Raw genomic sequence first — 24823 nt, forward strand, 5'->3', positions numbered from 1 at the left:
ACGCTTTTAGACGTGTCAAACATTTGCCAGTTCTGCAAATCGCTGATCTTCCGGGCAGCGCTTGCGCAGGTTTTTCAGCGTTTTGCGGGCCGCCTTGCGCACTTCTTGGTGCGTATCGTCCAGCAACAGTCGAAGAATCGCCCAGGCATCATCAGGATGCGCCGCCCCCTGCGCCCCGGAAAACGACATCACGGCGTTCCAGCGCACCGGCCAGCTCTCCGCTCCCGCCCACGCGTGCAGTTTGCACAGCGTCTCCTGCGGATAGATGCGCAAGAGACCGTCGCCGATGCAAAACGGGCCGAGGTTGATCCGCACATACTCGTGCTCGTCCGGCAGCAATCGCTCCGTCAGCTCCAGCAGCTGGCCTGCGCTCTCCGGAATCTTTTTCTGCGCGGTCTGCTTGATGGCGAGCGCGACCTGGCGCTTGACCGACTCGTGCGGATGGGCGGTCAGCTCTTCGATCAGCCCGAGGTGCTGCGGCCACTGTGCGGACAACAGGCAGGTAAACGCCGGCGCCGCCCACTCCCGCACTTCCCAGTCGTCGTCCATGGTCAATTGCAGCATCAGCGGCGTCAGATCGGTCTGGCGCGGCCAAAGCTCCTGCATCAAGGCGCAGGCGACCTGTTTCGCCATCGGCGACGGGTGGGCGGCCAGTTCGCGCACCCGCGCGGTCAGCTCGGCATCATCGCCGCGATATGTCGCAAGCATCGTTTTGGCTACCAGAATCTTCTCCGCCTGATTCGCCCCCGGCTTGCCATGGTGCGTGCCTTCGTTCAAAAGATCGACCAGATCCTGCACGCTGCCCATTGTTGCGAGCCGCACGATGTTTTGCCCGCGCTCGGTCAGCACTTTCTGTTTTGGCATAAAAAACCGCTCCCTTTTCTTGGTAAGTCTATTATAGACTTCCGAGAACGGGAGCGGCTATTAAAAGTTTTGAAAGGAAAACTTCTGGATCAGCTTGACCATCTCATCAAACGAATCGGGCTGCACCGGATCGTCAAACGCCAGCTTGTTGCGTCCGACATGTCCGCATTGCTGGCAGCGGTGGACGACCATGTGCCCTTTTTTCTTGTGCTCTTCGAAGCTGATCGGCACAAGCAGCCCGCCGCAGTTCGCCGCCCGGTCGCCCGGGTTGATGTCGAGATGCAAGGAATGAAAACACTTGGGACAGTGGTTGCGGCAGGACCCTTGCGCCAAGGGCTGCACCTCCGTCCCGCAGTGGACACAGGCAAAATTTTCATTGATCACAGTAAACTTACGGCTCATGAGACAATACGCTCCTCGCCTCCTACACGTGCGGCACGATCAAACGCATCAGGGTCGGCGAAAGATAGCCTTCCACAAAGGCGGCGAGCACCATCGCCACGGCGACCGCGCCGATCAGTCCGGTGTAGGAGAGGAAATTTCGATAGAGCAGCGTGCCGGTACCGCCGCGCTGCTGATTGGTGAAGCGGCTTCTGACGATCATCAGCGAAAACGAGATGCCGGCCACGCCGCAGAGGATCAACGCCGGCACATAGATCAGATTTTGCGGCAAGATCGCGGCCATCGAAAACAGCAGGCCCTGCCCTTTGAACTGCGACACGATCACGCCGACCGAAAAGCCGACAACAAATCCTTTAATAAAAATATAGATGACGATAACAGGCAATCCGACGATCGACATGCCCAAGATCCACAACAGACCCACCGTCTTCAGAAACGATGCGGCCGAATGCCAGGTGATCTCCGATGCGGTGGTGCCGGTCTGATCGAGGGAGATTGCGTTAAAGAACCCTTTTAACGACTCGTTGAGCGAGGCCACTTGATCCTCAGCCAACGCGCCGACGACGATTGCGCCAAACAGTGCTCCGATCATAAACAGCACCGATGTAAAGACAAACAAACTCAGGTGATCCCGCATGTATAACGACGATGCTTGTTTCATTCTGCCAAACATAGCTGGCCCCTCCTCCTCCGACATGCTGATGCTTCAGTCTATGCCGGAGAGTGAGAGACTATGAATCTCAATCCTGCTCGTCTAGGAGAGAATCTTTCCGTAGATTCCGCCGCCGCCCGTGGCGATCGCAAGCTTCCCCGCCCGGGCCAGCACGATATCCTGTGCGATCTTCGCCCCGACCACATCGGCGAGCTGTTCCTCAGTCGCCTGATGCAGCACGTTCATCTCCGTGCCGAAATGGTCGAGCAGTTTGTCGATCGTCCGCTTGCCAACCTTGGGGATGAAGTCCAGCGGCACTTGATAGAAATACGGCGGACGATGCGGCGGATGCACCGGCTCGGTGCGGTCGGCGATCGTGCGGATGCGGTCGAACACGCCGCGCACGATTTTGGAGCCGCCGCAGGACGGGCAGGACAAGCTCTGCACCGCAGCCGTGTCCAGCACTTCGTCACAGGCCAGGCAAAACGTGCGATGGTACTTGCCAAGCAGCGGGTCAAGCCCGTAGTTGGCCGTCACGCCCCGCCCGTCCTGGCGCAGGAGCGCTTTTTTCACTTCGTCAAACGTCGGCTCGGCCACCCGCACGCGATTGTACTCCCGCCCGATCTTGGCCAGCGAATGCGCGTCCGAGTTGGAGACAAACGTCACTCCGCCCAGCTCCGAAAACAGGTCGGCCATCGCCGAATCGGACGACAAGCCCAGCTCCAGCGCCGTCAAATGCTCCAGTTCCACCATGTCTGACACACGGGGGACGCAGTTGCCAAGCACGCTTTTGTGCGGGGTGAAGGCGTGGTTGATGATAAACATCCCACGAAGCTCCGTGCATTTGGCCTGCAGCTCAAACGAGGTGCAGCGCGCCCGCTGCGAGGAGAGCACACGGTTGGTAACCCGTTCGCCCAGCCACTCGGAAAACTCGCGCATCGCCCCGATGTCACGCATCCAGACGCCAAAATGCGCCGCGCCGCCGCTTGGCCCCGACGTCTCCACCTCCGCGCCAAGCAACAGCGTCGTCCGGCCCTCGTAGTCATAGCCGCCGCCGGGCAATTCGGTCATCACGCCGCTTTTCACGTAGTCTTCGATTTCATCTAATACGGGCGGCGACACAGCGTCGATGATCCCGATGATCCTGACCCCTTTGCGGTCGGCCGCCTCGCGGATGATTTCAAAAAAGGTCAGATCTTTGCCGGCGGTGATCTTCACCGGGCGGTTGTCCCGCGTGCGCCCGATATGGATATGTAAGTCCAGAAAGTATTCGTGAAGCTCCCTGCTCATCGTTTACGCCTTGCCCTGCAGAGCGCGTTCGCGCAGCCACCAGTACACACAGGCCAGCGTCTTCGCGTCATAGATCTGCCCGTCGGTGACCATCTGCTGCGCTTCTTCGGCGGTCACTTCCAGCACGTCGAGGAATTCGTCGTCGTCGAGGTTTTGCTGCTTCAAGGTCAGCCCCGTCGCCACATAGGCGTGCATCAGCTCGTCAGCAAAGCCCGGCGAGGTGTAAAACGACGCGAGGTGCTTCCACTCTTTCGCCTGATACCCGGTCTCCTCTTCCAGTTCGCGCTTCGCCGATTCCAGCGGGTTCTCCCCGCGCTCCAGCTTGCCGGCCGGCGTTTCGATCAGCACGCGCTCGGTCGGCTTGCGAAACTGTTTGACGAGCAGGATGGTATCGTCTGCGGTGATGGCGAGCACCGTCACTGCGCCCGGGTGCAGCACCACTTCGCGCTGCGCTTCTTTGCCGTTGGGCAATTGCACCGTCTGGACGGTGAGGTCGATGATCTTGCCTTCGTAGATCGTTTTCGAGGACAGCGTCTTTTCTATCAAATGATCGTGAGACAACTTTTCTCCTCCTCCGATTGGTATAACTCCTCCACTCCCGGAATAGACTGGGAACAAACAACAAGTTCGGGAGGGACAACCCACATGGTGAAAACCTACATGACAGAAAACAGACTGCGTCTGGTCGGCAAAGCCTGGGAGATCCGCGCCGTGCTCCGCACGTTCGCAGGCAGCAGCGGCGCTACGCTCGCTCAGTTTTTATCGGCCAACAACGCACCGGCAGAAGCAGAAGACCGCACGGCATGATGCCGGGGCGGTTTTTTTATCCTCCGGGACACCCATTCGCCCGCTGCGCCCGCCGCTAGGAAAAAAGCGGGATCTTCTGCCAGCGTCCGTCCCATCGTTCTCAATGGTACTTGAAAATGGTCGGCTGCGTCCAGTATCGAGCGTCCGCCGACGCCGACAAAGCGGTGCCGCTCCGGGAGACCTGCCTGGGTGATCTGCTTGAAGATCAGCCGGGTCTCCCCTTCCTCCAGATTCGGCAGTGGCACGGTCGCCGGAGCTAATGCCACCTGCCCGAGCGCCGTCAGCGTGTGATGAGACACCCCGTGGTGACGTTCGCGAGCGTCGGCAAACGACAGGCGCGGCACGACGACCGGTTCGCCGCCAAGCGAATGCACAGCGTTGACCGCCTGCCCGACTTCGATGCCGGTGTGTCCGTACTGGGTGCCTGTGCCGACGATGCCCGGCCCCATCGCGACGATGATCGCATCCGCTCCGATGGCATGGCGGGCCGCGAGCAGGCCGGAGTAAAGGTTGACCGCTTCCAAGTCGCCGCCGTATGCATGCCCGACGGTGACCGTGCCGGAGAGCAGCTCTTGCTCTTTTAACGCGCGTACCGTCTTGGAAAACGCCATCGGCAATGCCGCGCCGTCTGTCATCACATAAGCGATGTTGCAACGCGGCCGCCCCGCCTTTTCCAGCTCATATTGCAAGGTCATCGCGACGGCGGGCACCATCGAATGCAGTTCACAGATCACCACAGGAGCTCCTTGCAGATCATCTCCCTCGCGGATGCGGTCATGCAGAGGATGGTCCGGCTCTTCCACCGCGTGCACCGCCCGCTGCAGCGGGGTATAGCGCAGCTTCATGATGTGGCCGGGCGATGTCAGTTGCGCCGGGCTGCCCAGACCTGCATTTTCCAAAACGGCGACAACAAAATGCACGCCGCCGGTGCCGAGCCCCAGCCGGACGCCCGTCGTGTTCAACAGAATGCTGTCGCCGACTTCCGCCTGCCGGACAACGCCGGGCTCTTCATAAGCACGCTCCTCTTGACCGTTCACGTTGACGAGCAGTTCCCGTCCATCCGGGGTGTCAGCAGCCACTGCCGTTACGACACCCCGCTCCAAACCAATTTTCATCAGGACTTCACCCCGGTGCGCTCGGCAGCCGTCTGAATGATGCCGATCACAAGACGGGTCGCGTCGATCAGGTCTTGCACTTTCAAGCTTTCTTCCACCGTGTGGTCATTGGTCGCGCCGACGCCCAAGTTGACGGCCGGAATGCCTTTGGCGTTAAAGTTGTTCGTGTCGCTGCCGCCACCGCGCGGCGCCAGTTTCGGCTCCAAACCGGCCCGGCGCACGCCTTCCATGGCGAGGTGCACCACTTCATCGTCTTCGTTCAGGTTGAAGCCGAGATAGATCTTTTGCTCTTCAAAATCCATCTTCGTGCCCCACTTCTGGCAGGCCATGTCGAACGCGGTGCGGATCTTTGCCAACTGCTCACTGAGCTTTTGGTCGTTGCGGCTTCTGACTTCTCCATGCACTTCACAGCGGTCGCAAACGATGTTCGTGCGCTCGCCGCCTTGGATGATCCCGATGTTCGATGTCGTCTCCTCGTCGATGCGCCCCAGCTTCAGCTGCGAGATCGCGTCGGCCGCCACAGAGATCGCGTTCAGGCCGTCTTCCGGATTGACGCCGCTGTGTGCCGCTTTGCCATAAATGCGCGCGATAAAATCGACCTCGGTCGGCGCCATCGTGATGATCGTGTCCGGCGGACCGCCCGAATCCATCACAAACGCATACTGGGACTTGATCTCCTGCGGCTCCAAATACAGCGACCCGTACAGACCGGTCTCTTCGGCGATCGTGAAGACAAACTGCAAGTCGCCATGCTTGACGTCATTTTCCTTCAAAAAGCGGATCGCCTCCAGAATCGCCGTGATGCCGGCGCGATCGTCCGCCCCGAGGATCGTTTTGCCGTCCGTTTTGATCACGCCGTTTTGAATCTGCGGCTTGATCCCTTTTGCCGGGACGACCGTGTCCATATGCGCGGTGAACATCAGCGCCGGAGCCCCTTCGAGATTGCCTGTCAAGTTGGCGATCACGTTGCCCGTCTTGCGCACCTGCCCAAGAATCTCGACGGTCGTTTTGTCAAAACCGTGACTGGCGCGCTCGCCGGCGTTGTCTTCATGCACCTCAAGGCCGAATTCCTGCAAGGTTCGCAGCAAATAATCGGCCATCGGCCGCTCCTCATGTGAAGGCGTGTCGATCTTGACCAGTTCCAAAAAACGATCGACCACCTGTTGTTGGTTCAATTGCACACAAAACACCCCTTTCAGCACCTAGTATGACCTGATTTTGACAGGGATAAGCGGCGGCGGGATGCCGGGCAGGAGAAAGGGCTGGGGATGACAAATAGTACTGAGACTTGAAAGGATTGGGAGGGGAACCGGGAGATGAATCTGCGAACCGTGCTGGCAGGACCGATCCTGCGCCGGGCTGAACGAGGCGGCGTGTACATTTGGCTTGCGACCAGCCGGCCTTTTTATGTCAAAGGCGAAGTGTTTCGCGTCCCCCGCGACTCCAAACAGCGTCTGGAAAAAGTCGGCTCGGGCAGCGCACAGTCCCTTCAGCTCGGCGAGCAGTTGTTCATCACGCTGGTGCGGGTCGCGCCGATGAGCGGATTGTTTCCGGCCGACGTGCTGCTCGCCTATGATCTGGAACTGTGCCATCATGCTGCCGAGCGCTACGGCCTGCGCCTGCATGACCTCGGGCTCCTGCACGGCCCGGACCGGCTGACCTATGACGACCTGCCGTTGCCGAGCTTCTTTTTGCGTGAGACGCTGCCGTACAACTTTTTGCACGGTTCCTGCCGCAAACTGCACGGGGACGGCGATGACTCGCTGACGGTGGCCGATGACACCTTGGCGCTGACCGCACGCGACTTGAGCAGACGCCCAAGTGCTATGTTTTTGACCGGCGACCAGATTTACGCCGATGATGTGGCGGCCGATCTGCTGCCCTGTCTGACCGAGCTTGGGATGACGATCACCGGCCGCGAGGAATCCATTCCCGGCATCGATGTGCCGTGGCAGGACATTCCGGTCGGCGGGCGGGGTGAGCTGGTGCGGGAAAAAGCTCATTTTACATCAAGCAAAGCTGATCAGCACCTGATGAGCTTCGGCGAATATGCCGCGATGTACCTGCTGGCTTGGAGCCCCGATCACTGGCCGGCCAAACTCCCGTCGCGCGACCTGCGCCACACCCGTGACCGGCTGATGGCTGTCAGGCGGGCGCTGGCGAACATCCCGACCTATATGCTGTTTGACGACCATGAGATCACCGACGACTGGAACCTGTCCGGCCAGTGGCGGGACGATGTGTTCGAATCTCCGGCCGGGCGGCGGATCATCGCCAACGGACTGGCCGCCTATTGGGCGTTTCAAGGATGGGGTAACGATCCATCACGCTATGACGCATCCTTCATTCGCACGCTGCAAGACCACTTGGCAGGCGACCCGGACCGGAACGCAGACCGGGCGGCCGATCAGTTCGAGAAACAGCTCTGGCTGTGGCCGGACTGGAGTTACGCCATCCCTGTTACACCGCTGACTCTGGCGATCGACACCCGCACCCAGCGCCAGTATGACACGATGCATGACCCTGGGCGGCTGCTGTCTGAACATGCGCTGGTTCGGTTGCAGGAGCTGGCTCTGCAGAGCGGCTATCTCCCGGGCGATCCGCTGACGATCATCTCGCCGACGCCGGTGTTTGGCTATGAGGAGATCGAGACGTATCTGCAGGACAATGGCCGGGCGCTGGTCGGCCCGTATGTGCCGGATGCCGAAGCCTGGCACTCCAACCCGGACGGCTGGGTTGCGCTGATGTCTTGGCTCGCTGGCGTTTTGGCTCCGTCCCGGGTGCTCTTTTTGTCGGGCGATGTGCATTATGCGTTTTCGGTGCGGGCGCTGTATCACGAATATGCTCATCCCCCGCTGCCCGTCGTGCAGCTCACCTCTTCCGCGCTGAAAAACAGCTCCGAATTTAAAAAGATCATCGAGCTGAGCTCCCGGGTCGCCAAGTTCCTGACCGGCACCTCCCGCCGCGTGGGCTGGAAGCCGGATGGGGACCGCGAGATGTTCGCCCGGTTCCCGATCCTCGGCGCACTGGCCGAACTGCTGCCCGATCTCCCGCCGGACTTCGAGGTCTGGCGGGAATATGTGCCGACCCTCGGCTACTCGACAACACCGATCCAAGGCGCCAACAACCTCGGGCTGGTGCAGCTCTCCCCTGACGGCCGGGAGATCGAACATCGTCTGCTGATCCGCAAAGGCGAGGAAGTTTTTGTCACCACCGCCCTTATCGAAAACGACGGGAAATGGTAGAATTGAACAAAACATCTTTTAACGGAGTGGAGGAACACCGCATGACAACAACACCTTTTCGCGTCGGCATCATCGGTCTTGGCGCGATCGGCGAACGACTGATCCAAAGCTTCACGACGAACGAGGAGATCACCGTGGCGGCCGTCACCGACGTGCGCGAAGATCTCGCCAAACAAAAATCGGAGCAGCTCGGCGGCATCCCGTGGTTTACCGATCACAACGCGATGCTCCAAGCGGCAGAGCTCGACCTCGTCTACATCGCCGTGCCGCCGAAATTCCATCACCGCATCGCGCTGGATGTGCTGGCGGCAGGCAAGCACCTGTTCTGTGAAAAACCGCTCGCCAACTCCTTGCAGGAAGCGAAGGAGATGATGGAAGCGGCTGAGCAGGCCGGCGTGATTAACGCGATCAACTTCCCGCTGCCGTACTCCCCGTCCACCGTCAAACTGCGTGCACTGCTCGACGCGGGCTACCTCGGCACCTTGCGCCGTGTGGAGATCCAGACGCATTTCCCGCAGTGGCCGCGCGGCTGGCAGCAAAACGACTGGGTCGGCGGCCGCGAGCAAGGCGGTTTTGTGATGGAGACGGGGGCGCATTGGATTCACTTCACTCAATTTCTCTTCGGAGATGTCGAAGTGGTCACCCACACGCTGGAACTGCCCGCCGATCCGGAGCAGGCGGAAACGGGCATCCTCGCTCATCTGGAACTGGAGGACGGCACACCGGTCGTCTATGACGGCTTGTCCCAGATCGCCGGCACGGAACGCGTCGCTTTTACTCTGTATGGCACCGACGGCACGCTTGGCATGACCGAATGGTACAAACTGCACGGCGGCAAGCTCGGCGAGACCATCGAGCCGATCCCGTTTGAAGACGAGCCGGCGAAAAACATTGTCGCCAACCTCGTGCTGGCATTGAAAGGCGAACCGGCCCTGCTGATCGATTTCAAAGCAGGCTATCAGGTGCAGGCGATCTTGGAGACCTTGCGCCAATAAAAACCAATAAAAAAACAACTCGAGAGCTGCTCTCGAGTTGTTTTCTTTTTGCTTACGCCGGGATCAGCACTTCGAACATGTCGCTGTGCTGGAGGATCGTGACGTTCTGCCGTTTGACTTTCAGCACGGCCACGTCCAATTTGACGCGCATCTCATCCAAATATTCTTCCTCCACTTGTCCGCCGCCGCTGACCTTTACGCCTTCCACTTCGGTCTCTTGGCCTTCGGAAAGGGTGAGGTTCTCAAGCCCGGCATACAGGTCGGAAAAGACCTCGATATTTTTCGTATACACCTTGAGTACGTTCATTGCCATAACGATCAAGCACCTTCCTTTCGACTTCCTACAGTCTGCCCAACGGTTGCCATCCGACATACACGTTAGAGAGCAGCCGCTTCCTCCTTCTTCTTTTCGTCACCGCGCATCGAAATTCCTACAGAGACGAGAATCAAGAGGCTTCCGACCAGAAATGACGGGGTCAACTGCTCATCGAGCAGCAGCCAGCCGAGGAAGGTGCCAAAGATCGGCTGCACAAAGAAAAACAGGGCGGCTGTGCCCGCATCCATCAGCTCAAACCCTTTGGCCCACAGGAAAAAGGCCACGGCGGTCGAGACGATAGCGAGGAACAGGATGCCCAAGATGATCAGCGGGTCGCCAAGCGGCAGCGAGAATCCTTCCACGGAGATCTCCCACGCGGACAAAGGCAGCGTAAACAGCACGCCAAACACGGTCGCCCAAAAGGTGACGGTCAGCGCCGAATACCGCTCGGTCAGCGCTTTGCCAAGCACCGAGTACAGCCCCCAGGTGACGGCGGCGATGACGAGAAACAGATTGCCGAGCAGATTGCTCCCGTCTTCCCCGCCATGGTCGGAGCCGATGACGATCAGCACCCCAAGCGTGGCGGTGAGCAGCGCACCGAATTTTTGGAAAGTCAGCTTCTCTTTTAAAAGCAGCCAGGCGAACAAGGCGATGCAGACCGGGGACGCCGACGTGATCACCGCGCCCATGTGGGCGGTGGACAGGTGTGTCCCGATAAACTGGGTGGAGATGGAGATCGTATAGCCGACCAGCCCGTAGCGGGCGATCTTGCCCCAGTCTCCCTTCTGCACCTTGTCGCCGCCGCTGATCCGCAGCGCCAGCCACAGGACGAGCGCTGCGATCACAAAGCGCACGACGACCAGGGTCAAAGCCGGCACGTAGTCGAGCACATATTTGGATACCACATACGTGCCGCCCCAGATCGCGGCGGCGCCGGCTAAGCAGAGCGCACCGATCAGCCGCTGCATCTTAACTGATCCTTGTGCCGTTTGGAACAGGGTGGTCGAGGTTCATCAGCACCACATCCCCTTCCGGCAGCACGCCGCCCATAACCAGCACTTCCGAAGCAAATCCGGCGATCCGGCGGGGCGGAAAGTTTACGACCGCCACCACTTTGCGGCCGACCATCATCTCAGGGGTATAGCGGACGGTGATCTGTGCCGAAGAGCGTTTGATCCCGATCTCTTCGCCAAAGTCGATCTCCATTTTGATCGCAGGCACCCGCGCTTCCGGGAACGGCTCCGCTTGCAGCACCGTGCCGACGCGCAGGTCCAATTTTTGAAAATCATCAAACGTTGCCATAAATCTTCCTCCATCTGCATGACAGGCACCCATCCGCCTTTCAGCACGTATACTGTGACAACTCTCCTTATCTTACCACAAGTGAAAATGGGTGATCACGATGAATCCATGGAAGAGGTTTTGGAAACCGCTGACCGGACGGTGCCCGTATTGCAGCTACAAGCTGCTGACCACACCGTCGGAAACGGGCTTTGGCGGCCGCTACCGGGCCTGCCCGAACCAGCATTATGTGGAGGAAACGGTGCCGGCGGCCGATACGGTGCTCGTCTATGAATTAAAAGGCGCCGTGATCGAGCATCCCGTTTTTACCGTGATCCAACCTGACAAGCTGAACAAATAAAACACGGACAGGGTGCCCGCGAGGCATCCTGTCTTTTTGCAAAGTTTAAGGCTTGGTCAGCGTTGACGCCGGGGGTGTAGATGGGCGAAGATAGATGTGAGGAGCGTGATGGGATGGTCATCGAGATCTGTGAGACAAATGAGACCGCCAAACTGGTCAATCAGCTGCGCATCACGTTTCCCGATGCGGACGTTGTTGTCTATTCCTGTCTGAGTCGCTGCGCCGGCTGTTTTCTCTGCTACTTCGCCATCCTCGACGGAGTGCTGATCGAAGCGTTTTCCGCCGAACAGCTGCTGCATCAGATCATCCTCGGGCTGCAGTCTGCCAAAGGCAATTGATACAAATAGCACCTGTCACATCGACAGGTGCTTTTGTTTTGCGCTCTTGTTTGCGCTATTCGAATGTAAAACGCGAGACGGCCGTGTTCAGCTCCTCAGCGAGCAGCGCGAGTTCCTGCATCGATTCGGCAAGCGCCGCCATCGTCGCTTCCTGCTCTTCGATCGCCGCCGCCACTTCCTGGCTCGATGCGGCGGTCTGTTCAGAAACGGCTGCGATCGACTGAAACTCCGCTTCCACGCCGCTGGTCTCATCGGCCGCTTCGTCGGTCAGGCGGTGCACGTGCGTGATCTCACGGGTCACGTCGGAAAGCGAGGTGCGGACGATTTGGAACGCCTGCTCCGTCTCTTCGACCGCACGGCTGCCGCTGGCCACCACCGTCAAGCCTTGTTGCATCCCGGCGATGCTCGCGTCCACCTGTTCACGCATCTCGCGGATCAAGGAAGCGATCTCTTCGGCCGCCTTGCCCGACTGCTCAGCGAGCTTGCGCACTTCATCTGCAACCACGGCAAATCCTTTGCCGTGTTCCCCGGCCCGCGCCGCTTCGATTGCAGCATTCAGCGCCAGCAGATTGGTCTGCCCGGCGATCCCGCCGATCAGATCGACGATGTGGCCGATCTTTTGCGATTGCTCTCCTAAGAGGTTCATCGTATCAGCCGTCTGTTCCACCTGTCGATGGATCGAATCCATCTCAGCGCGGGTTTGGTTCATCGTGCGCTGGCCGACTTCCGTCGCTTCTTCCACCTCATCGGCCAGTTCGCTAAGACCTGCGGCACGCTTTTGAATCTCCTCCAGCGAACCAAGCGCCGTGCGCATCCGGTCGTTGGCGCGTTGCAGCGCATCGTTTTGCGCATCCGACCCGGTGGCGACCGCGTCGATCGCTTGCGTGACTTGCTCCGCTGCCGCCGATGCCTCCTCGCTGCCTTGGGACAGCGACTCGGTCAGGCCGGCGACGCGGGACGCTGTCGCTTTGGCGGTGGCGAGCAGTTCGCCGACATTCTGGATCATGCTGTTATAGTGATCATGAAGCTGCTGCAGTTCACCCGACGTTTTCACCGGGGCAGCCGAAGTAAGATGTCCGCCTGACGCGCGCTGCAGACCTTTCATCACCGCCGTCATCGGCCGCACGATGGAGCGCGTGCTGAAAGTGGCGACCAGCACAGCGAGCACGATCACGACAAGGGCGAGTCCCAGCGTGTAGAGCAGGCTTTCCCGCTCAACAGCGGCGATCGCCGCCCGTGATTTGGCGATGCGCAGCACGCCAAGCGTCTTGAATTTGTCATAGTCGGTGAGCGGCACGTACAGGAAATCATACGGAACGCCGTTCACTTCCCCTTGGGTACGATAGACCTGCTGTTGATTGATCACGCTTTCGATCAGCGCAGAGTCTGTCATTTGATCCTGCTCCCCTGCAATGGTGGAGACCAGCAGCTGTTGTTTTTCTGCGCTGTAAATGCCGATTTCACCGTTGACCATGTGTTTCAGCCGCTCGGCAAAATCAAGATTGGTGCTGAATCCGGTCATCACCGATCCTCTGACCACATCGCCCTGCTTGATCGGGGCCACCCCGCGCACAGCAAGTCCGGAACTGCCTTCGTCGACCGAAGCGACAGGAATCCCTTTGGACAGAGCGATCGAAACGACCGGATCTTCATATTTGTTGTCACCGAATTTTTGCGGATTGTGGCCGCGATAGTTGACTTGTCCCATCCCATTGCCAACTTCGAGCACCGAGATGCCCTCCGGTTTTAAAACTTGAAACAGCGGATCGATCACTTTGGCGATCCGGGTGCGATCCCCGGATTCAACAGCGGCGAGCAGTTCTTGGTTTAACGCTGCCTGCTCCGCGAGCATCACCACCGTGCGCTTTTGCGACTCGATCATTTCGATCGTCGTCTCTTCTGCCGCCTGCACCGCCGACTCTTGCAGCGTGTTCAGCGCATGCGACGAGACGAAGTTATTGACGCTGCCCATGATGATCATCGGAATCAGTGCCATACCCAGCAGCATGCCAAACGTCTTCGTTCTCAATTTCAAAGCCTTCCCCAATCCTTTCCCTCTCTATCTCTATATCTCTTGTTACAATTTGACGAAACATGTCGATTTACCTGTTTAACGAACAAAAAAACACCGCCTTTCCCGATATAGGAAAGACGGTGTCCCGATCAGTGCCGCTGCAATTAGACCGCTTGGGTCACGGCGATGAACAGTTTGGCTGCCGTTTCGAGGTCGTCGAGCATGATGAACTCTTCGACGGTGTGAATTTTTTGATATCCGATCGCCAAGTTGACCGTCGGGATGTTTTGGCCGTTCAGGACGTTGGCGTCAGAGCCGCCGCCGGACGACATCGTGCTCGGCTCGATGCCCAGCATGTTGATCGCTTTGAACGCCGTTTGCACCACTTCTGCGCTCTCTTCGTGGCGCAGGTTGTGGTACAGCTTGTTGACAGTTACTTCTGCCGTAGTGTTAAAATCGGCTGCGGTCGCTTCGAACGTTTCTTTCATGTGTGCGATCTGCACATCGAGTTCCGCCGGGTCGAGCGAGCGCGCTTCCGCTTTGATCTCCACGCGGTCGCACACGACGTTGGTCGCTTCGCCGCCATGGAAGGAGCCGATGTTCGCCGTGGTGTTTTCGTTGATGCGGCCCAGCTTCATGCGGGAGATGGCAGCCGATGCGACTTTGATCGCTGAGATGCCCGCTTCCGGGTTGACGCCGGCATGCGCCAGACGGCCGTTGATCACGATGTCGAGGCGCGCCTGCGACGGGGACATGGTGACCACTTTGCCGATCGGGCCGTTGGAGTCAAACGCGAAGCCCATGTCGACGTGCGGGAGCTTGCTCCAGTCCGCATGGCGGGAACCAAGCAGGCCGGTCTCTTCGGAGACGGTCAGGAACAGTACGATGTTGCCGTGGTTCATGTTCTGCTCCTTGAGCGCGCGCACCATTTCGAGGATGCCGGCGATGCCCGCCTTGTCATCAGCGCCGAGGATCGTCGTGCCGTCGGAAGTGATGCGGTCTTCGAGCAACTGCGGCTTGATGCCTTTGCCCGGCGCGACCGTGTCGAGGTGACAGGTGAAGAGAATGGTCTTTTTCGACGGGTCGCCTTTGATCGTGCAGATCAGGTTGCCAGCGTTGCCGTCGATGCGCTCGCCGGCGTTGTCTTCCACCACTTCGACGCCGAGCGCGGTCAACTTTGCCGTCACCGCGTCTGCCATGTTCCGCTCGTCGCGGGACAAGGAGTCGATTTGCACCAGTTCCATAAACTCTTGGATCAGTCGTTCACGATTCACTTGGATCATTTGGAATTCCTGCCTTTCCGATAGTAAGTGGCGTTGGGGAATTTCTCACTGTGGATCTCGTCGCGCTGCTCGGTATAGCCGATGCGGGCCTGCAAGGCGGATTCCTCCGCCTGCAGACGCGTGCCGAGCGTCATCTCGCGGGCTGCTTTGCGCCACGGGGACACATCGCGCGGCCCGCGGATAAACGTCACGTCAAATCTGTCCTGTGCCATAGACATCCTCCTTAGAGCGGGATGTTTCCGTGCTTCTTCGGCGGGCGGGTCTCCCGCTTGTTGCGGAGGATCTCCAGCGCCTCTTTGAGCTTTTGACGCGTTTCGCGCGGGTCGATCACATCGTCAACCATGCCAAGCGATGCCGCCACGTACGGGTTGGCGAACTTTTCTTTGTACTCGGCGATCTTCTGTGCACGGGTTTCGGTCGGGTTCGCGCTGTCAGCGATCTCTTTGGCAAACACGATGTTTGCAGCGCCCTCCGCACCCATGACCGCCACTTCGCCGGTCGGCCAGGAGTAGACGAGGTCGGCGCCGATCGCTTTCGAATTCAGCGCGACATAAGCGCCGCCAAACGCTTTGCGCAGAATGACGGTGATCTTCGGCACGGTCGCTTCCGAGTATGCGTAGAGGATCTTTGCGCCGTGGCGAATGATGCCGCGGTGCTCCTGCATGACGCCTGGGATGAAGCCGGTCACGTCTTCGAAGGTGATCAGCGGGATGTTGAAGCAGTCGCAGAAGCGGATGAAGCGGGAGATCTTGTCGGACGAATCGATGTCCAGACCCCCGGCCATAAACTTCGGCTGGTTGGCGATGATGCCGACCGGGTGGCCTTCGATGCGCGCCAGGCCGATCACCGCATTTTTCGCGAAGTTCGGCTGCACTTCCATGAAGTCGCCATTGTCGACCACGCGGGTGATCACGTCGCGCACATCGTACGCCTTGGTCGCTTCAACCGGCACCACTTCCAGCATCTCTTCGCAGTAGCCGTCATCCGGCTTGGCGAAGATGCGCGGCGGCTCTTCCATGTTGTTTTGCGGCAGGAAGGACATCAGACGGCGCACATCGTTCAAGACTTCTTCTTCCGTCTTGCCCGTAAAATGCGCCACGCCAGAAACGCTGGACTGCACGCGCGCACCGCCGAGGTTGTCGGCCGAGATGTTTTCGCCGGTCACCGTCTCGATGACTTTCGGACCGGTGATGAACATCTGCGAAGTGCCTTCGACCATGAAGATGAAGTCGGTGATCGCCGGCGAATAGACAGCGCCGCCTGCGCACGGACCCATGATCACGGAGATCTGCGGGATGACGCCGGAGTAGATCGAGTTGCGGTAGAAGATGTGTCCGTAGCCGTCGAGCGACTGGACCCCTTCTTGAATCCGCGCGCCGCCGGAGTCGTTCAAGCCGATCACCGGCGCGCCGTTTTTCGCCGCCAGATCCATCATCTTGGCGATCTTCAGCGCATGCATCTCGCCAAGCGCACCGCCAAAGACGGTAAAGTCTTGGGCAAACACATAGACGATGCGGCCGTTGATCTTGCCCCAGCCGGTGACGACGCCTTCGCCCGGGCCTTCCGCATCGGCCATGCCGAAGTGGATGGCGCGGTGTTCGATAAACGGATTCAGTTCGCGAAACGATCCTTCATCGAGCAGAATCTCCAAGCGCTCGCGGGCGGTCAGCTTGCCTTTGTCATGCTGCGCGGCGATTCGCTTGTCGCCGCCGCCCAACTCAATCTTGCGGCGGCGGTCATGCAGTTCCATCAGCTTCTTCTCCACTTATTTCTCCTCCGTCTCCTCGATCTTCTGGCAGAACTCGGTCAGGACGCCGTGCGTGTCTTTCGGATGCACGAAGCCGATCAGCTTCCCATGGCCGCCTTGGCGCGGCTGCTCGTCGATCAGGCGCAGGCCTTGTGCTTTGGCATGGTCGAGCGCCGCTTGCACATCTTCGACCGCATAGGCGACATGGTGAATCCCCGGTCCTTTTTTCTCGATATATTTGGCGATCGGCGACTCCGGGGAAGTCGGTTCGAGCAGTTCGACACAACTCTCCCCCACTTCCAGAAAGATCGCGCGCACCATCTGGTCGGCGATGATCTCTTCGTGGATCACTTTCAAGCCGATCCCGCCGGTATACAGGGGCAGCGTCTCCTCAATCGAGCGGACGGCGATGCCCAAATGGTCAATTTTATAGGGAACAAACGTCATTTCGCTTACCCCCGGTCTTTCACGTTGGCGCGGATGTAGTCGGACATCGCGGTGAGCGGAGTGCCCGGCGTGAACACTTCGGCAACGCCTGCTTCCTTCAGCGCCGGAATGTCTTCATCCGGAATGACGCCGCCGCCGATGATCAGCACGTCGTTTGCTCCTTGCTCCTTCATCAGGCGCACCACTTCCGGGAACAGATGCATGTGCGCGCCGGACAGCGAGGACAGGCCGATCACATCGACGTCTTCCTGAATCGCCGAAGCGGCGATCTGCTGCGGCGTTTGGCGCAGGCCGGTGTAGATGACTTCCATCCCGGCATCACGCAGCGCTTTGGCGACGACCAGCGCCCCGCGGTCATGACCGTCGAGGCCCGGCTTGGCAACAAGTACACGGATTTTTGTTTCAGACATGATGTGCTCCTCCTCTTACCACTGTGCTGGCTGATATTCGCCAAACACGTCGCGCATGACGTTGCAGATTTCGCCAAGCGTTGCGTACGCCTTGACCGCGTCCACGATGAACGGCATCAGGTTGTCGGTGCCCTGCGCCGCTTGCTTCAGCGCCGCCAGCTTCGCGTCGACCAACTCGTTGTCGCGGCCCTTGCGCAGCTCGGCGAGGCGCTCGTTTTGGATCCGCTCCAGCTCCGGGTTGATCTTTTGCAGTTCCGGCTTCGGCTCGTTCTCGAGGCGGAACTTGTTCACGCCGACAACGACTTCCGAGCCGTCTTCGATCGCCATCTGCGCCTGGTAGGCCGCGTTTTGGATCTCGCGCTGCATGTAGCCTTGCTCGATCGCTTTCACCGCGCCGCCCATCTCGTCGATCTTGGCGATGTACTCCAGCGCCTGAGCCTCGATCTCGTCGGTCAGCGACTCGATGTAGAAGGAGCCGGCCAGCGGGTCGACCGTGTCGGCCACGCCGCTTTCATACGCGATGATCTGCTGGGTGCGCAGCGCGATGCGCGCCGACTCTTCGGTCGGGAGCGCCAGCGCTTCGTCTTTGGAGTTGGTGTGCAGGGACTGCGTGCCGCCGAGCACGGCTGCCAGCGCCTGCATCGTGACGCGGACGATGTTGTTGTCCGGCTGCTGAGCGGTCAGCGTCGAACCGCCGGTCTGCGTGTGGAAGCGCAGCTGCCACGACTTGGGATCTTTCGCGCCGAAGCGCTCCTTCATGATCCGCGACCAGATGCGTCTGGCAGCACGGAATTTGGCGACCTCTTCGAGGAAGTTGTTGTGCGCGTTAAAGAAGAACGACAGGCGCGGCGCAAAACGGTCCACGTCAAGACCCGCCTTCACCGCCGCTTCGACATAGGCGATCGCGTTGGAGAGCGTAAATGCCACTTCCTGCACAGCGGTGGAGCCTGCTTCGCGGATGTGGTAGCCGGAGATCGAGATCGTGTTCCAGTTCGGCACGTGCTCTGCGCAGTAGCCGAAGATGTCGGTGATCAGGCGCATCGACGCTTCCGGCGGGTAGATGTACGTGCCGCGCGCAACGTACTCTTTCAAAATGTCGTTCTGAATTGTGCCGGACACTTGATCGGACGACACGCCTTGCTTTTCAGCAACGGCGATGTACATCGCGAGCAGCACGGACGCCGGCGCGTTGATCGTCATCGAAGTCGACACTTTATCGAGCGCGATGCCGTCGAGCAGCGTCTCCATGTCTTTCAGCGAGGAGATCGCCACGCCGACCTTGCCGACTTCGCCTTTGGCCATCATGTCGTCCGAGTCGTAGCCGATCTGTGTCGGCAGGTCGAACGCGGTGGACAGGCCGGTCTGTCCGTTTTCGAGCAGGTATTTGAATCGCAGGTTCGTCTCCTCTGCGGAGCCGAAACCGGAGTATTGGCGCATCGTCCAGAAGCGGGAGCGGTACATCGTTGGCTGCACCCCGCGGGTGTACGGATATTCGCCCGGGAAGCCGAGCTTCTCCAGATAATCCCCTTGCACATCTTCAGCCGTATAGAGGCGCTTTACCTCGATCGTGTCCGAAGACGTGTTGAACGTTTCACGGCGTTCCGGAAAACGGGAAGCTGCCTTGTCCGCTTTCGCCAGCCAGTCATGCAGTCTTTGCTTAAAGTCTGACATTGAATCAAACCCTCCTACCAAAGTAGTGCTTCTATGTGTTGGATAAATGCTGTCACCACGAGTAAAAAGAATGGCACATACGGGTTATTATACCATACAACCGCTTTCAGAAAGGGCAAATCGGTGAATGAATGCTCATTTTTTGCATAGAAAAAACTGACAAGCCCCGATCGGAAAACTTGTCAGCTTTATAAGGAAGCGTTGCATAATTCCCAGCTTGGATTGATTACAAACGCACCAGACCCATGGCGTCTTTCACGCGGTTGACCGTCTGTTCGGCGATCGTGCGGGCGCGTTCAGCGCTAGCCGCCAGGATCTTGTCCAGCTCGGCCGGATCGCTCAGTTCGCTGTAGCGCTTTTGAATCGTGCCAAGCTGGTCGGTCATCACTTCGACCAGGTCCTTTTTCAGGTTGCCGTAGCCCTGCCCCTGGTAGCGGGCGACGAGCTCATCGACCCCAACGCCGGCAAACAGCGAGTAGATCGTCAGCAGGTTGGAGACGCCCGGCTTATTGTCTTCGTCAAAGCGGATCTCGTTTTCGGTGTCGGTCACCGCACGCATGATCTTTTTCTTGAACACAGCCGGATCTTCGAGAATCGCGATGCGCGACCCTTCGTTCTCCGCCGATTTGGACATTTTCTTCGTCGGCTCGTCCAGCGCCATGATCCGCGCGCCAAACTCCTGAATGTGCGGCTCCGGCAGCACAAACGTGTCGCCAAAGCGCCCGTTGAAACGCGTTGCGATGTCGCGGGTCAGTTCGATGTGCTGCTTCTGGTCGTCCCCGACCGGCACATGCGTCGTGTCGTAGAGCAGAATGTCTGCCGCCATCAAGACCGGATATGTATACAGGCCGACCTGCACCGACTGCTTCCCTTCCGACTTGTCCTTGTATTGGGTCATGCGGTTCAGCTCACCCATGTAGGACGCGCATTGCAAGAGCCAGCCCAGCTCCGCATGCTCTTTGACGTGGGACTGGATAAACACGGTCGCCTTGTCCGGATCAACCCCGCACGCCAGGTACAGCTGAGCGATTTCCCGCGAGCGCTTGCGCAGCTCCGCCGGGTCTTGCGGGACGGTGATCGCATGCAGGTCGACGACGCAGTACAAAGCATTCGCTTCATTTTGCATCTCCACAAACTGCTTGATCGCGCCCAAATAGTTGCCGATCGTCAGGTTGCCTGACGGTTGTACACCGGAAAATACTCGTTTCAAACGTAACGGCCCCTCTCATTCTCTTCGACGTTTCTATTTGCATTTTAGCATAACTTGGAGGAGGAAAAAACCTGTGCCACACCTCCCATTTCCTGCCTGAATAGGACATCATTAGGTTAAACCTTTCATGCGAAGATAAAAGCGCATTAAAATTAACGGTCTATTAAGTTGACGGCGGAAAAGGATAGAAGTATAATTTTAATGGGGATTGAAGAAAAAATTACCATTGGGGGATGGGTGTAGTTATGCTGAATGAACAGGGTAAAGGTCTCTCGGGGAAAGAGACCGCCGAACAAAAGCTTGCGGCTACGGGGGTAACGCAGGCATCTGACAGCTTGAAAAGTTTCTTTGCCAAACACTGGCAGTCTCCGCTGCCGGTCTTGGAAATGTCGACCGATTTCTCTCGCGCCCAAAAGAAAGCCACAGAGCTTCGCGAATGCGAAAGCACTCTGTCTGTTGAGCTGACTGAGAAGCTTCGCCTTCTGGCCGACTCGACACAAACCTCGCTCTCGTCTGTCGTGCTGTCCGCTTTCACGGTGCTTCTGCACCGCTACAGCCGCGCCGAAGAAATGATGATCGGCGTACACAGCTCCGCCTTGACGGAGACGAGCGAAGACCGGAACTTCCTTTTGCCGCTTCGCTTAAATTTTTCGCAAAACTCCGATTTCTCGGAACTGCTGGCGGAGGTCAACCTCGCCGCACTCGTCGCGCAAACCTGCGAGCTTGAACAGTTGCTCGAAGAGCAGGCGAAAGAGAGCGCCGAGTTTAAACACGCAGCGTTTCCGGCATGTTTTGCCATGGAAAACGGCAAGCGCAAAGGTCATATCCGCGCCTTGAAAAAAGTGGGCGTCGAAATCGGACTCACCTTGAAAAACAGTGAGACCGATCTGCGCGTGTCCTTTACTTATGATGGCGGGCTGTACGAATCGAGCACGATCAAACGGATGATGAAAAACTTCCAAACGCTGCTGTCCTCGATCACCGAAGCACCAAAAACTTTGGTCTCCGAGCTGCACATGCTGTCTGAAGAAGAGCTTCAACTGCTCGCTTCCTTCAACGATACGGAAGCCTTTTTCCCGTCTGACAAAACGATCATCGAGATCTTTGAAGAGCAGGCCCTGCGCACGCCGGACAACATCGCCGTTCGTTATCAGGACGAGGAACTCACCTACGCCCAGTTAAACGAAAAAGCGAACCAGATGGCGCATGCGCTGCGTGCCTCCGGCTGCGACCGCGACTCCATTATCGCGATCATGGTCAACCGCTCGATTGAGATGATCATTAGCGTTATGGGCATTCTCAAGTCGGGCGGCGCTTACCTGCCGATCGACCCGGATGCACCGCAGGCGCGCATTGACTACCTGCTCGAAGATTCGAACGCGTTGCTCATCATCACGAAGGACTTCCTGCTCGACAAGCTCACCGGCTTTAACGGCGAAGTCTTCTCTCTGGACAAGGAAATGCCGGTCGTCGGAACGTACCCGGCAACGCCGGTTGCTTCCGAACTTACCCCGGACGACCTGGCATACGTCATCTACACATCCGGTTCTACCGGCAAGCCGAAAGGGACGATGCTGCATCACCGCGGCCTGTGCAACCTGGCCGTGGCGCAAGGCGAGTTTTTTGAACTTCACGAAAAGAGCCGTGTGCTGCAATTCATTTCGCTGGCGTTCGACCCGTCCGTCATGGAGATCTTCTTCACCTTGACGCGCGGCGCGACGCTGATCATGGCTCCTTCGCACGAGTTGAAAAACGCAGAAGCCCTGACCGATTTGCTGGAGCGTGAGCAGATCACGTTCTTCGTGACCACGCCTTCCATGCTGAGCCAACTGCCGCTGGAAGCAGGCCCGAATCTGGAAGTGATCGTCACCGGCGGTGACGCTTGTCCGGTACCGCTCGCTGAGCTTTGGTCCAAGCGCGTTCATTACATCAACAACTATGGTCCGACAGAAACAACTGTCAGTGCAACCGGCTGGTCTTCCCGTTCGTACCAAAGCCTGCCCAATCCTTTGCCGATTGGCCGCGCTTTGCAGAACACCGAAGTGTACCTGCTTGACAATCATTTGAATTTAGTGCCGATCGGAGCGAACGGCGAACTTTACATCGGCGGTGCGGGCGTAGCGCGCGGATACTTCAGACGCCCGGAGCTGACCGCAGAAAAGTTCATCGACAATCCGTTCCGTCCCGGCGAAAGAATGTACAAGACGGGCGACCTGGGCCGCATGCTGCCGGATGGGAACATCGAGTTCCAAGGCCGCATCGACAACCAGGTCAAGATCCGCGGCTACCGCATCGAACTCGGTGAGATTGAAGCTGCTCTCTTGATGCATCCTGCGATCAAAGAAGGCATCGTCGTCGCCAGCGTTGACCCGATCGGTCAAAAGCGTCTGGTCGCGTACATCGTCACCGAACTGCCGCTTCGACCGGCAGAAGTTCAAGCATTTTTAGCTGAGACATTATCCGATTATATGGTTCCGGCACACGTGATCAACATTCCGTCGATTCCGGTTACAATCAACGGAAAGATCGATCACCGGGCGCTTCCGTCTCCGGAAGAGGTCAACACCGGCGGCGAAGAACTTTATGTTGCGCCGCAAAATGACGTGCAGCGCCTGATCGCAGAAGTCTGGCAAGAAATTCTCGGCGTGAAGCAAGTCGGCATCCATGACAACTTTTTCGCCATGGGCGGCCACTCGCTGAACATCCTGCCGTGCCTTGTAAAATTGAAACCGTACTATCCGACGCTGACGATCCAGGATTTCTACAAACATCCGACCGTCGCAGAGCTTGAGCTGCGCATCGCGCAGGATGCCGCATGCGAAATCGCTCTGACCCACTTTGAACAGCTGCTCGTGCAAACGGCAGAAGGCGCGGCTGCAGGCAAGAAAAAAGCAGCTTCCCGCTTGAAGCTGCAAAAGCCGAACGTCGTCTTCCTGACCGGCGCCACCGGTTACCTCGGCTCGCACATTCTGCACGACCTGCTCAAAGACACCGATGCTCATATCTACTGCCTCGTGCGCCCGTCCAACGACGTCACCCCGCAAGAGCGTCTGCTCGAAACGGTTGACTATTACTTTGGTCAGGCATTGGCAGAGGAAGCGAAAGATCGCGTCACGGCTTTGGCCGGCGACCTGACCCAGGAAGGCCTCGGCCTTTCCGGTGCAGACCGCGAGATCCTGTACGCACAGGCGGACGCTGTGATCCACTGCGGCGCCGACGTGCGCTACTACGGTGACGAAGATCACTTCGATCAAGTCAACGTCCGCTCGACGGAGCAGTTGATCGACATCGCGCGCCGACGTGAAGGTGTGCGCTTCCACTATGTTTCCACCCTGAGCATCATGGGTCCGTCCGATGCGGACGGCAATGAGTATGTAGTTACCGAAAGCGACTTCGACCGCGGCCAGACCTTCCACAACCTCTACTGCGAGAGCAAATTCCGTGCGGAAAAGCTCGTGCGCGAGGCGATGAAGCAAGGGGTGCTGTGCACCGTCTACCGCGTCGGCAACCTTGTCGGCCATTCGGTGAGCGGCCGCTTCCAGCGCAACATCGAGAGCAACGCTTTCTATCAATGGATGAAAGCGACCTTGATGCTGGAAACGACGCCGGAAGATCCGAACTACGTCGACATGACGCCGGTCAACTACTGCTCGAAAGCGCTCGTTCACTCGGTCATGCGCAAGGATACGATTTCTCAGACCCTGCATCTGTGCAATCCGAAGCAAATCAAAACGGAGACGTTCATCTCGGTCCTGCAAGGGCTTGGCTACAGCATCCTGACCATGGATACGCAAGATTACATGTGGTGGCTGTTCCAAGACAATGACTCTCCGAAACATCATGAGGCATTGCAATTGATCTTCGCTCACTTCAATGAGCTGAACACCGAAGACCCGGTGATGAAGATCTCCTGCAAAGCGACGCAAAAATTGCTGGCCGGATCGAACATTGTTTGTCCGGAACCGGATCGTGATCTTATCTATGTCATTCTTAAACATGCGATCAAAGTAGGCTATCTGCCGGCTTCCAAGCACTGGTCTCTCCTCGAGACCCTCGAAGCGAAGAAGCAAGCTGCCGCGTACACGCAAGCCAAAGCCGCCAAAAAAGCGGAAAAAGTGCTGCAGTTCGTATAAGGCAGGGATCGACCGTAACCGAAACACCCGGTTTGCTCCGGGTTGTTTCGGTTTTTTTATGAATTATCCGTCGCATTTCAACAAGAAATTCCAAGAGTATTACCTGAGAACTAATATTCCTGCCCGTTTGAACTAAAAATAGGTTTTGAAGTTTTATTGGTTATCAGGTAATATACTACTATTAGTAAAATCTTGAACTTCTAGGACTAGAAGTATACTTGAAGGAAGGATAAAGCGACGTT

The 24823-nt window shown here is 58.2% G+C and carries 24 protein-coding genes; 6 read left to right on the forward strand and 18 right to left on the reverse strand.

Annotated features, from left to right (window positions below; translation table 11 throughout):
• Nucleotides 1–15: 15 nt before the first annotated feature.
• From CBW65_RS21090 to CBW65_RS21110, 5 genes are all read right to left on the reverse strand, one after another.
• Complete coding sequence (locus CBW65_RS21090; RefSeq protein WP_087458533.1) at nucleotides 16–864, reverse strand: HEAT repeat domain-containing protein; 849 nt, start codon at nucleotides 862–864, stop codon at nucleotides 16–18.
• A 60-nt stretch (nucleotides 865–924) separates the two neighbouring features.
• Nucleotides 925–1266 carry an RNHCP domain-containing protein gene (locus CBW65_RS21095; RefSeq protein ID WP_087458534.1) on the reverse strand — a complete coding sequence of 114 codons (342 nt, stop codon included), beginning with the start codon at nucleotides 1264–1266 and terminating at the stop codon, nucleotides 925–927.
• A gap of 22 nt (nucleotides 1267–1288) precedes the next feature.
• Complete coding sequence (gene spoIIM / locus CBW65_RS21100; protein WP_157722106.1) at nucleotides 1289–1939, reverse strand: stage II sporulation protein M; 651 nt, start codon at nucleotides 1937–1939, stop codon at nucleotides 1289–1291.
• A gap of 81 nt (nucleotides 1940–2020) precedes the next feature.
• A complete protein-coding gene (locus CBW65_RS21105; protein WP_087458536.1) occupies nucleotides 2021–3208 on the reverse strand; it encodes an endonuclease Q family protein in 1188 nt (395 codons plus the stop codon).
• 3 nt (nucleotides 3209–3211) lie between these two features.
• Nucleotides 3212–3769: an NUDIX domain-containing protein gene (locus tag CBW65_RS21110; protein WP_087458537.1), complete on the reverse strand. Its 558-nt coding sequence runs from the start codon at nucleotides 3767–3769 to the stop codon at nucleotides 3212–3214.
• An 84-nt stretch (nucleotides 3770–3853) separates the two neighbouring features.
• Between CBW65_RS21110 and mciZ the strand changes: the two genes are divergently transcribed.
• Nucleotides 3854–4015, forward strand: coding sequence for a Z-ring formation inhibitor MciZ (gene mciZ, locus CBW65_RS24420; RefSeq protein ID WP_157722107.1), 162 nt, complete (start codon nucleotides 3854–3856; stop codon nucleotides 4013–4015).
• Here mciZ and CBW65_RS21120 read toward each other — a convergent pair.
• Both CBW65_RS21120 and CBW65_RS21125 read right to left on the reverse strand, forming a co-directional pair.
• Nucleotides 3961–5130, reverse strand: coding sequence for a DUF3866 family protein (locus CBW65_RS21120; RefSeq protein ID WP_087458539.1), 1170 nt, complete (start codon nucleotides 5128–5130; stop codon nucleotides 3961–3963). The genes mciZ and CBW65_RS21120 overlap by 55 nt on opposite strands.
• Nucleotides 5130–6311: a M20/M25/M40 family metallo-hydrolase gene (locus tag CBW65_RS21125; RefSeq protein WP_157722108.1), complete on the reverse strand. Its 1182-nt coding sequence runs from the start codon at nucleotides 6309–6311 to the stop codon at nucleotides 5130–5132. Before CBW65_RS21125 ends, CBW65_RS21120 begins: the two co-directional genes overlap by 1 nt.
• 135 nt (nucleotides 6312–6446) lie before the next feature.
• On the opposite strand from CBW65_RS21125, the gene CBW65_RS21130 reads away from it, so the two are divergent.
• Both CBW65_RS21130 and CBW65_RS21135 read left to right on the forward strand, forming a co-directional pair.
• Nucleotides 6447–8375: a metallophosphoesterase family protein gene (locus CBW65_RS21130; protein WP_087458541.1), complete on the forward strand. Its 1929-nt coding sequence runs from the start codon at nucleotides 6447–6449 to the stop codon at nucleotides 8373–8375.
• 41 nt (nucleotides 8376–8416) lie between these two features.
• Nucleotides 8417–9370: a Gfo/Idh/MocA family protein gene (locus CBW65_RS21135; RefSeq protein ID WP_087458542.1), complete on the forward strand. Its 954-nt coding sequence runs from the start codon at nucleotides 8417–8419 to the stop codon at nucleotides 9368–9370.
• A 52-nt stretch (nucleotides 9371–9422) separates the two neighbouring features.
• On the opposite strand, the gene CBW65_RS21140 is transcribed toward CBW65_RS21135, so the two are convergent.
• The 3 genes from CBW65_RS21140 to csaA form a co-directional block, all read right to left on the reverse strand.
• Nucleotides 9423–9683 carry an NAD/NADP transhydrogenase alpha subunit gene (locus CBW65_RS21140; RefSeq protein WP_232463389.1) on the reverse strand — a complete coding sequence of 87 codons (261 nt, stop codon included), beginning with the start codon at nucleotides 9681–9683 and terminating at the stop codon, nucleotides 9423–9425.
• Nucleotides 9684–9748: 65 nt separating this feature from the next.
• Nucleotides 9749–10654, reverse strand: coding sequence for a DMT family transporter (locus tag CBW65_RS21145; RefSeq protein ID WP_087458543.1), 906 nt, complete (start codon nucleotides 10652–10654; stop codon nucleotides 9749–9751).
• 1 nt (nucleotide 10655) lies between these two features.
• On the reverse strand, nucleotides 10656–10988 hold the full coding sequence (csaA, locus tag CBW65_RS21150) for a chaperone CsaA (RefSeq protein ID WP_087458544.1): 333 nt from the start codon (nucleotides 10986–10988) through the stop codon (nucleotides 10656–10658).
• 100 nt (nucleotides 10989–11088) lie between these two features.
• On the opposite strand from csaA, the gene CBW65_RS21155 reads away from it, so the two are divergent.
• Together CBW65_RS21155 and CBW65_RS21160 are read left to right on the forward strand one after the other, a co-directional pair.
• Nucleotides 11089–11328, forward strand: coding sequence for a hypothetical protein (locus tag CBW65_RS21155; protein WP_087458545.1), 240 nt, complete (start codon nucleotides 11089–11091; stop codon nucleotides 11326–11328).
• 113 nt (nucleotides 11329–11441) lie between these two features.
• On the forward strand, nucleotides 11442–11666 hold the full coding sequence (locus CBW65_RS21160) for a DUF1450 domain-containing protein (RefSeq protein WP_157722109.1): 225 nt from the start codon (nucleotides 11442–11444) through the stop codon (nucleotides 11664–11666).
• 55 nt (nucleotides 11667–11721) lie between these two features.
• Here CBW65_RS21160 and CBW65_RS21165 read toward each other — a convergent pair whose 3' ends face one another.
• The 8 genes from CBW65_RS21165 to trpS all read right to left on the reverse strand — a co-directional run bounded on the left by CBW65_RS21165 (nucleotide 11722) and on the right by trpS (nucleotide 20448).
• Nucleotides 11722–13701, reverse strand: coding sequence for a methyl-accepting chemotaxis protein (locus tag CBW65_RS21165; RefSeq protein WP_157722110.1), 1980 nt, complete (start codon nucleotides 13699–13701; stop codon nucleotides 11722–11724).
• 143 nt (nucleotides 13702–13844) lie between these two features.
• Entirely contained in the window at nucleotides 13845–14963 is a 1119-nt protein-coding gene (locus tag CBW65_RS21170) for a M20/M25/M40 family metallo-hydrolase (RefSeq protein WP_087458548.1), read from the reverse strand.
• On the reverse strand, nucleotides 14960–15175 hold the full coding sequence (locus tag CBW65_RS21175) for a hypothetical protein (protein WP_087458549.1): 216 nt from the start codon (nucleotides 15173–15175) through the stop codon (nucleotides 14960–14962). Before CBW65_RS21175 ends, CBW65_RS21170 begins: the two co-directional genes overlap by 4 nt.
• Before the next feature lie 11 nt (nucleotides 15176–15186).
• On the reverse strand, nucleotides 15187–16713 hold the full coding sequence (locus CBW65_RS21180; protein WP_087459328.1) for an acyl-CoA carboxylase subunit beta: 1527 nt from the start codon (nucleotides 16711–16713) through the stop codon (nucleotides 15187–15189).
• A 15-nt stretch (nucleotides 16714–16728) separates the two neighbouring features.
• Nucleotides 16729–17157 (reverse strand): methylmalonyl-CoA epimerase, encoded by a 429-nt coding sequence (gene mce / locus CBW65_RS21185; RefSeq protein ID WP_087458550.1) that lies wholly within the window; start codon nucleotides 17155–17157, stop codon nucleotides 16729–16731.
• Nucleotides 17158–17162: 5 nt separating this feature from the next.
• Nucleotides 17163–17567 carry a cobalamin B12-binding domain-containing protein gene (locus CBW65_RS21190; protein WP_087458551.1) on the reverse strand — a complete coding sequence of 135 codons (405 nt, stop codon included), beginning with the start codon at nucleotides 17565–17567 and terminating at the stop codon, nucleotides 17163–17165.
• Between the two features lie 15 nt (nucleotides 17568–17582).
• Nucleotides 17583–19238, reverse strand: coding sequence for an acyl-CoA mutase large subunit family protein (locus tag CBW65_RS21195; protein ID WP_087458552.1), 1656 nt, complete (start codon nucleotides 19236–19238; stop codon nucleotides 17583–17585).
• Between the two features lie 226 nt (nucleotides 19239–19464).
• Nucleotides 19465–20448 carry a tryptophan--tRNA ligase gene (gene trpS, locus CBW65_RS21200; protein WP_087458553.1) on the reverse strand — a complete coding sequence of 328 codons (984 nt, stop codon included), beginning with the start codon at nucleotides 20446–20448 and terminating at the stop codon, nucleotides 19465–19467.
• A 245-nt stretch (nucleotides 20449–20693) separates the two neighbouring features.
• Between trpS and CBW65_RS21205 the strand changes: the two genes are divergently transcribed.
• Nucleotides 20694–24581 (forward strand): non-ribosomal peptide synthetase family protein, encoded by a 3888-nt coding sequence (locus tag CBW65_RS21205; protein ID WP_198299681.1) that lies wholly within the window; start codon nucleotides 20694–20696, stop codon nucleotides 24579–24581.
• The last annotated feature ends 242 nt before the right edge of the window (nucleotides 24582–24823 follow it).

The sequence above is a fragment of the Tumebacillus avium genome (genome assembly GCF_002162355.1).
In the GTDB taxonomy this organism is placed as follows: domain Bacteria; phylum Bacillota; class Bacilli; order Tumebacillales; family Tumebacillaceae; genus Tumebacillus_A; species Tumebacillus_A avium.

Bases quoted from the DNA above. Each gene is read 5' to 3' on its own strand.
- CBW65_RS21090 (WP_087458533.1), bottom strand. From the start codon at position 864: ATGCCAAAACAGAAAGTGCTGACCGAGCGCGGGCAAAACATCGTGCGG.
- CBW65_RS21095 (WP_087458534.1), bottom strand. From the start codon at position 1,266: ATGAGCCGTAAGTTTACTGTGATCAATGAAAATTTTGCCTGTGTCCAC.
- spoIIM (WP_157722106.1), bottom strand. From the start codon at position 1,939: ATGTTTGGCAGAATGAAACAAGCATCGTCGTTATACATGCGGGATCAC.
- CBW65_RS21105 (WP_087458536.1), bottom strand. From the start codon at position 3,208: ATGAGCAGGGAGCTTCACGAATACTTTCTGGACTTACATATCCATATC.
- mciZ (WP_157722107.1), top strand. From the start codon at position 3,854: ATGGTGAAAACCTACATGACAGAAAACAGACTGCGTCTGGTCGGCAAA.
- CBW65_RS21120 (WP_087458539.1), bottom strand. From the start codon at position 5,130: ATGAAAATTGGTTTGGAGCGGGGTGTCGTAACGGCAGTGGCTGCTGAC.
- CBW65_RS21130 (WP_087458541.1), top strand. From the start codon at position 6,447: ATGAATCTGCGAACCGTGCTGGCAGGACCGATCCTGCGCCGGGCTGAA.
- CBW65_RS21135 (WP_087458542.1), top strand. From the start codon at position 8,417: ATGACAACAACACCTTTTCGCGTCGGCATCATCGGTCTTGGCGCGATC.
- CBW65_RS21140 (WP_232463389.1), bottom strand. From the start codon at position 9,683: ATGGCAATGAACGTACTCAAGGTGTATACGAAAAATATCGAGGTCTTT.
- CBW65_RS21145 (WP_087458543.1), bottom strand. From the start codon at position 10,654: ATGCAGCGGCTGATCGGTGCGCTCTGCTTAGCCGGCGCCGCCGCGATC.
- csaA (WP_087458544.1), bottom strand. From the start codon at position 10,988: ATGGCAACGTTTGATGATTTTCAAAAATTGGACCTGCGCGTCGGCACG.
- CBW65_RS21155 (WP_087458545.1), top strand. From the start codon at position 11,089: ATGAATCCATGGAAGAGGTTTTGGAAACCGCTGACCGGACGGTGCCCG.
- CBW65_RS21160 (WP_157722109.1), top strand. From the start codon at position 11,442: ATGGTCATCGAGATCTGTGAGACAAATGAGACCGCCAAACTGGTCAAT.
- CBW65_RS21170 (WP_087458548.1), bottom strand. From the start codon at position 14,963: ATGATCCAAGTGAATCGTGAACGACTGATCCAAGAGTTTATGGAACTG.
- CBW65_RS21175 (WP_087458549.1), bottom strand. From the start codon at position 15,175: ATGGCACAGGACAGATTTGACGTGACGTTTATCCGCGGGCCGCGCGAT.
- CBW65_RS21180 (WP_087459328.1), bottom strand. From the start codon at position 16,713: ATGGAACTGCATGACCGCCGCCGCAAGATTGAGTTGGGCGGCGGCGAC.
- mce (WP_087458550.1), bottom strand. From the start codon at position 17,157: ATGACGTTTGTTCCCTATAAAATTGACCATTTGGGCATCGCCGTCCGC.
- CBW65_RS21190 (WP_087458551.1), bottom strand. From the start codon at position 17,567: ATGTCTGAAACAAAAATCCGTGTACTTGTTGCCAAGCCGGGCCTCGAC.
- CBW65_RS21195 (WP_087458552.1), bottom strand. From the start codon at position 19,238: ATGTCAGACTTTAAGCAAAGACTGCATGACTGGCTGGCGAAAGCGGAC.
- CBW65_RS21205 (WP_198299681.1), top strand. From the start codon at position 20,694: ATGCTGAATGAACAGGGTAAAGGTCTCTCGGGGAAAGAGACCGCCGAA.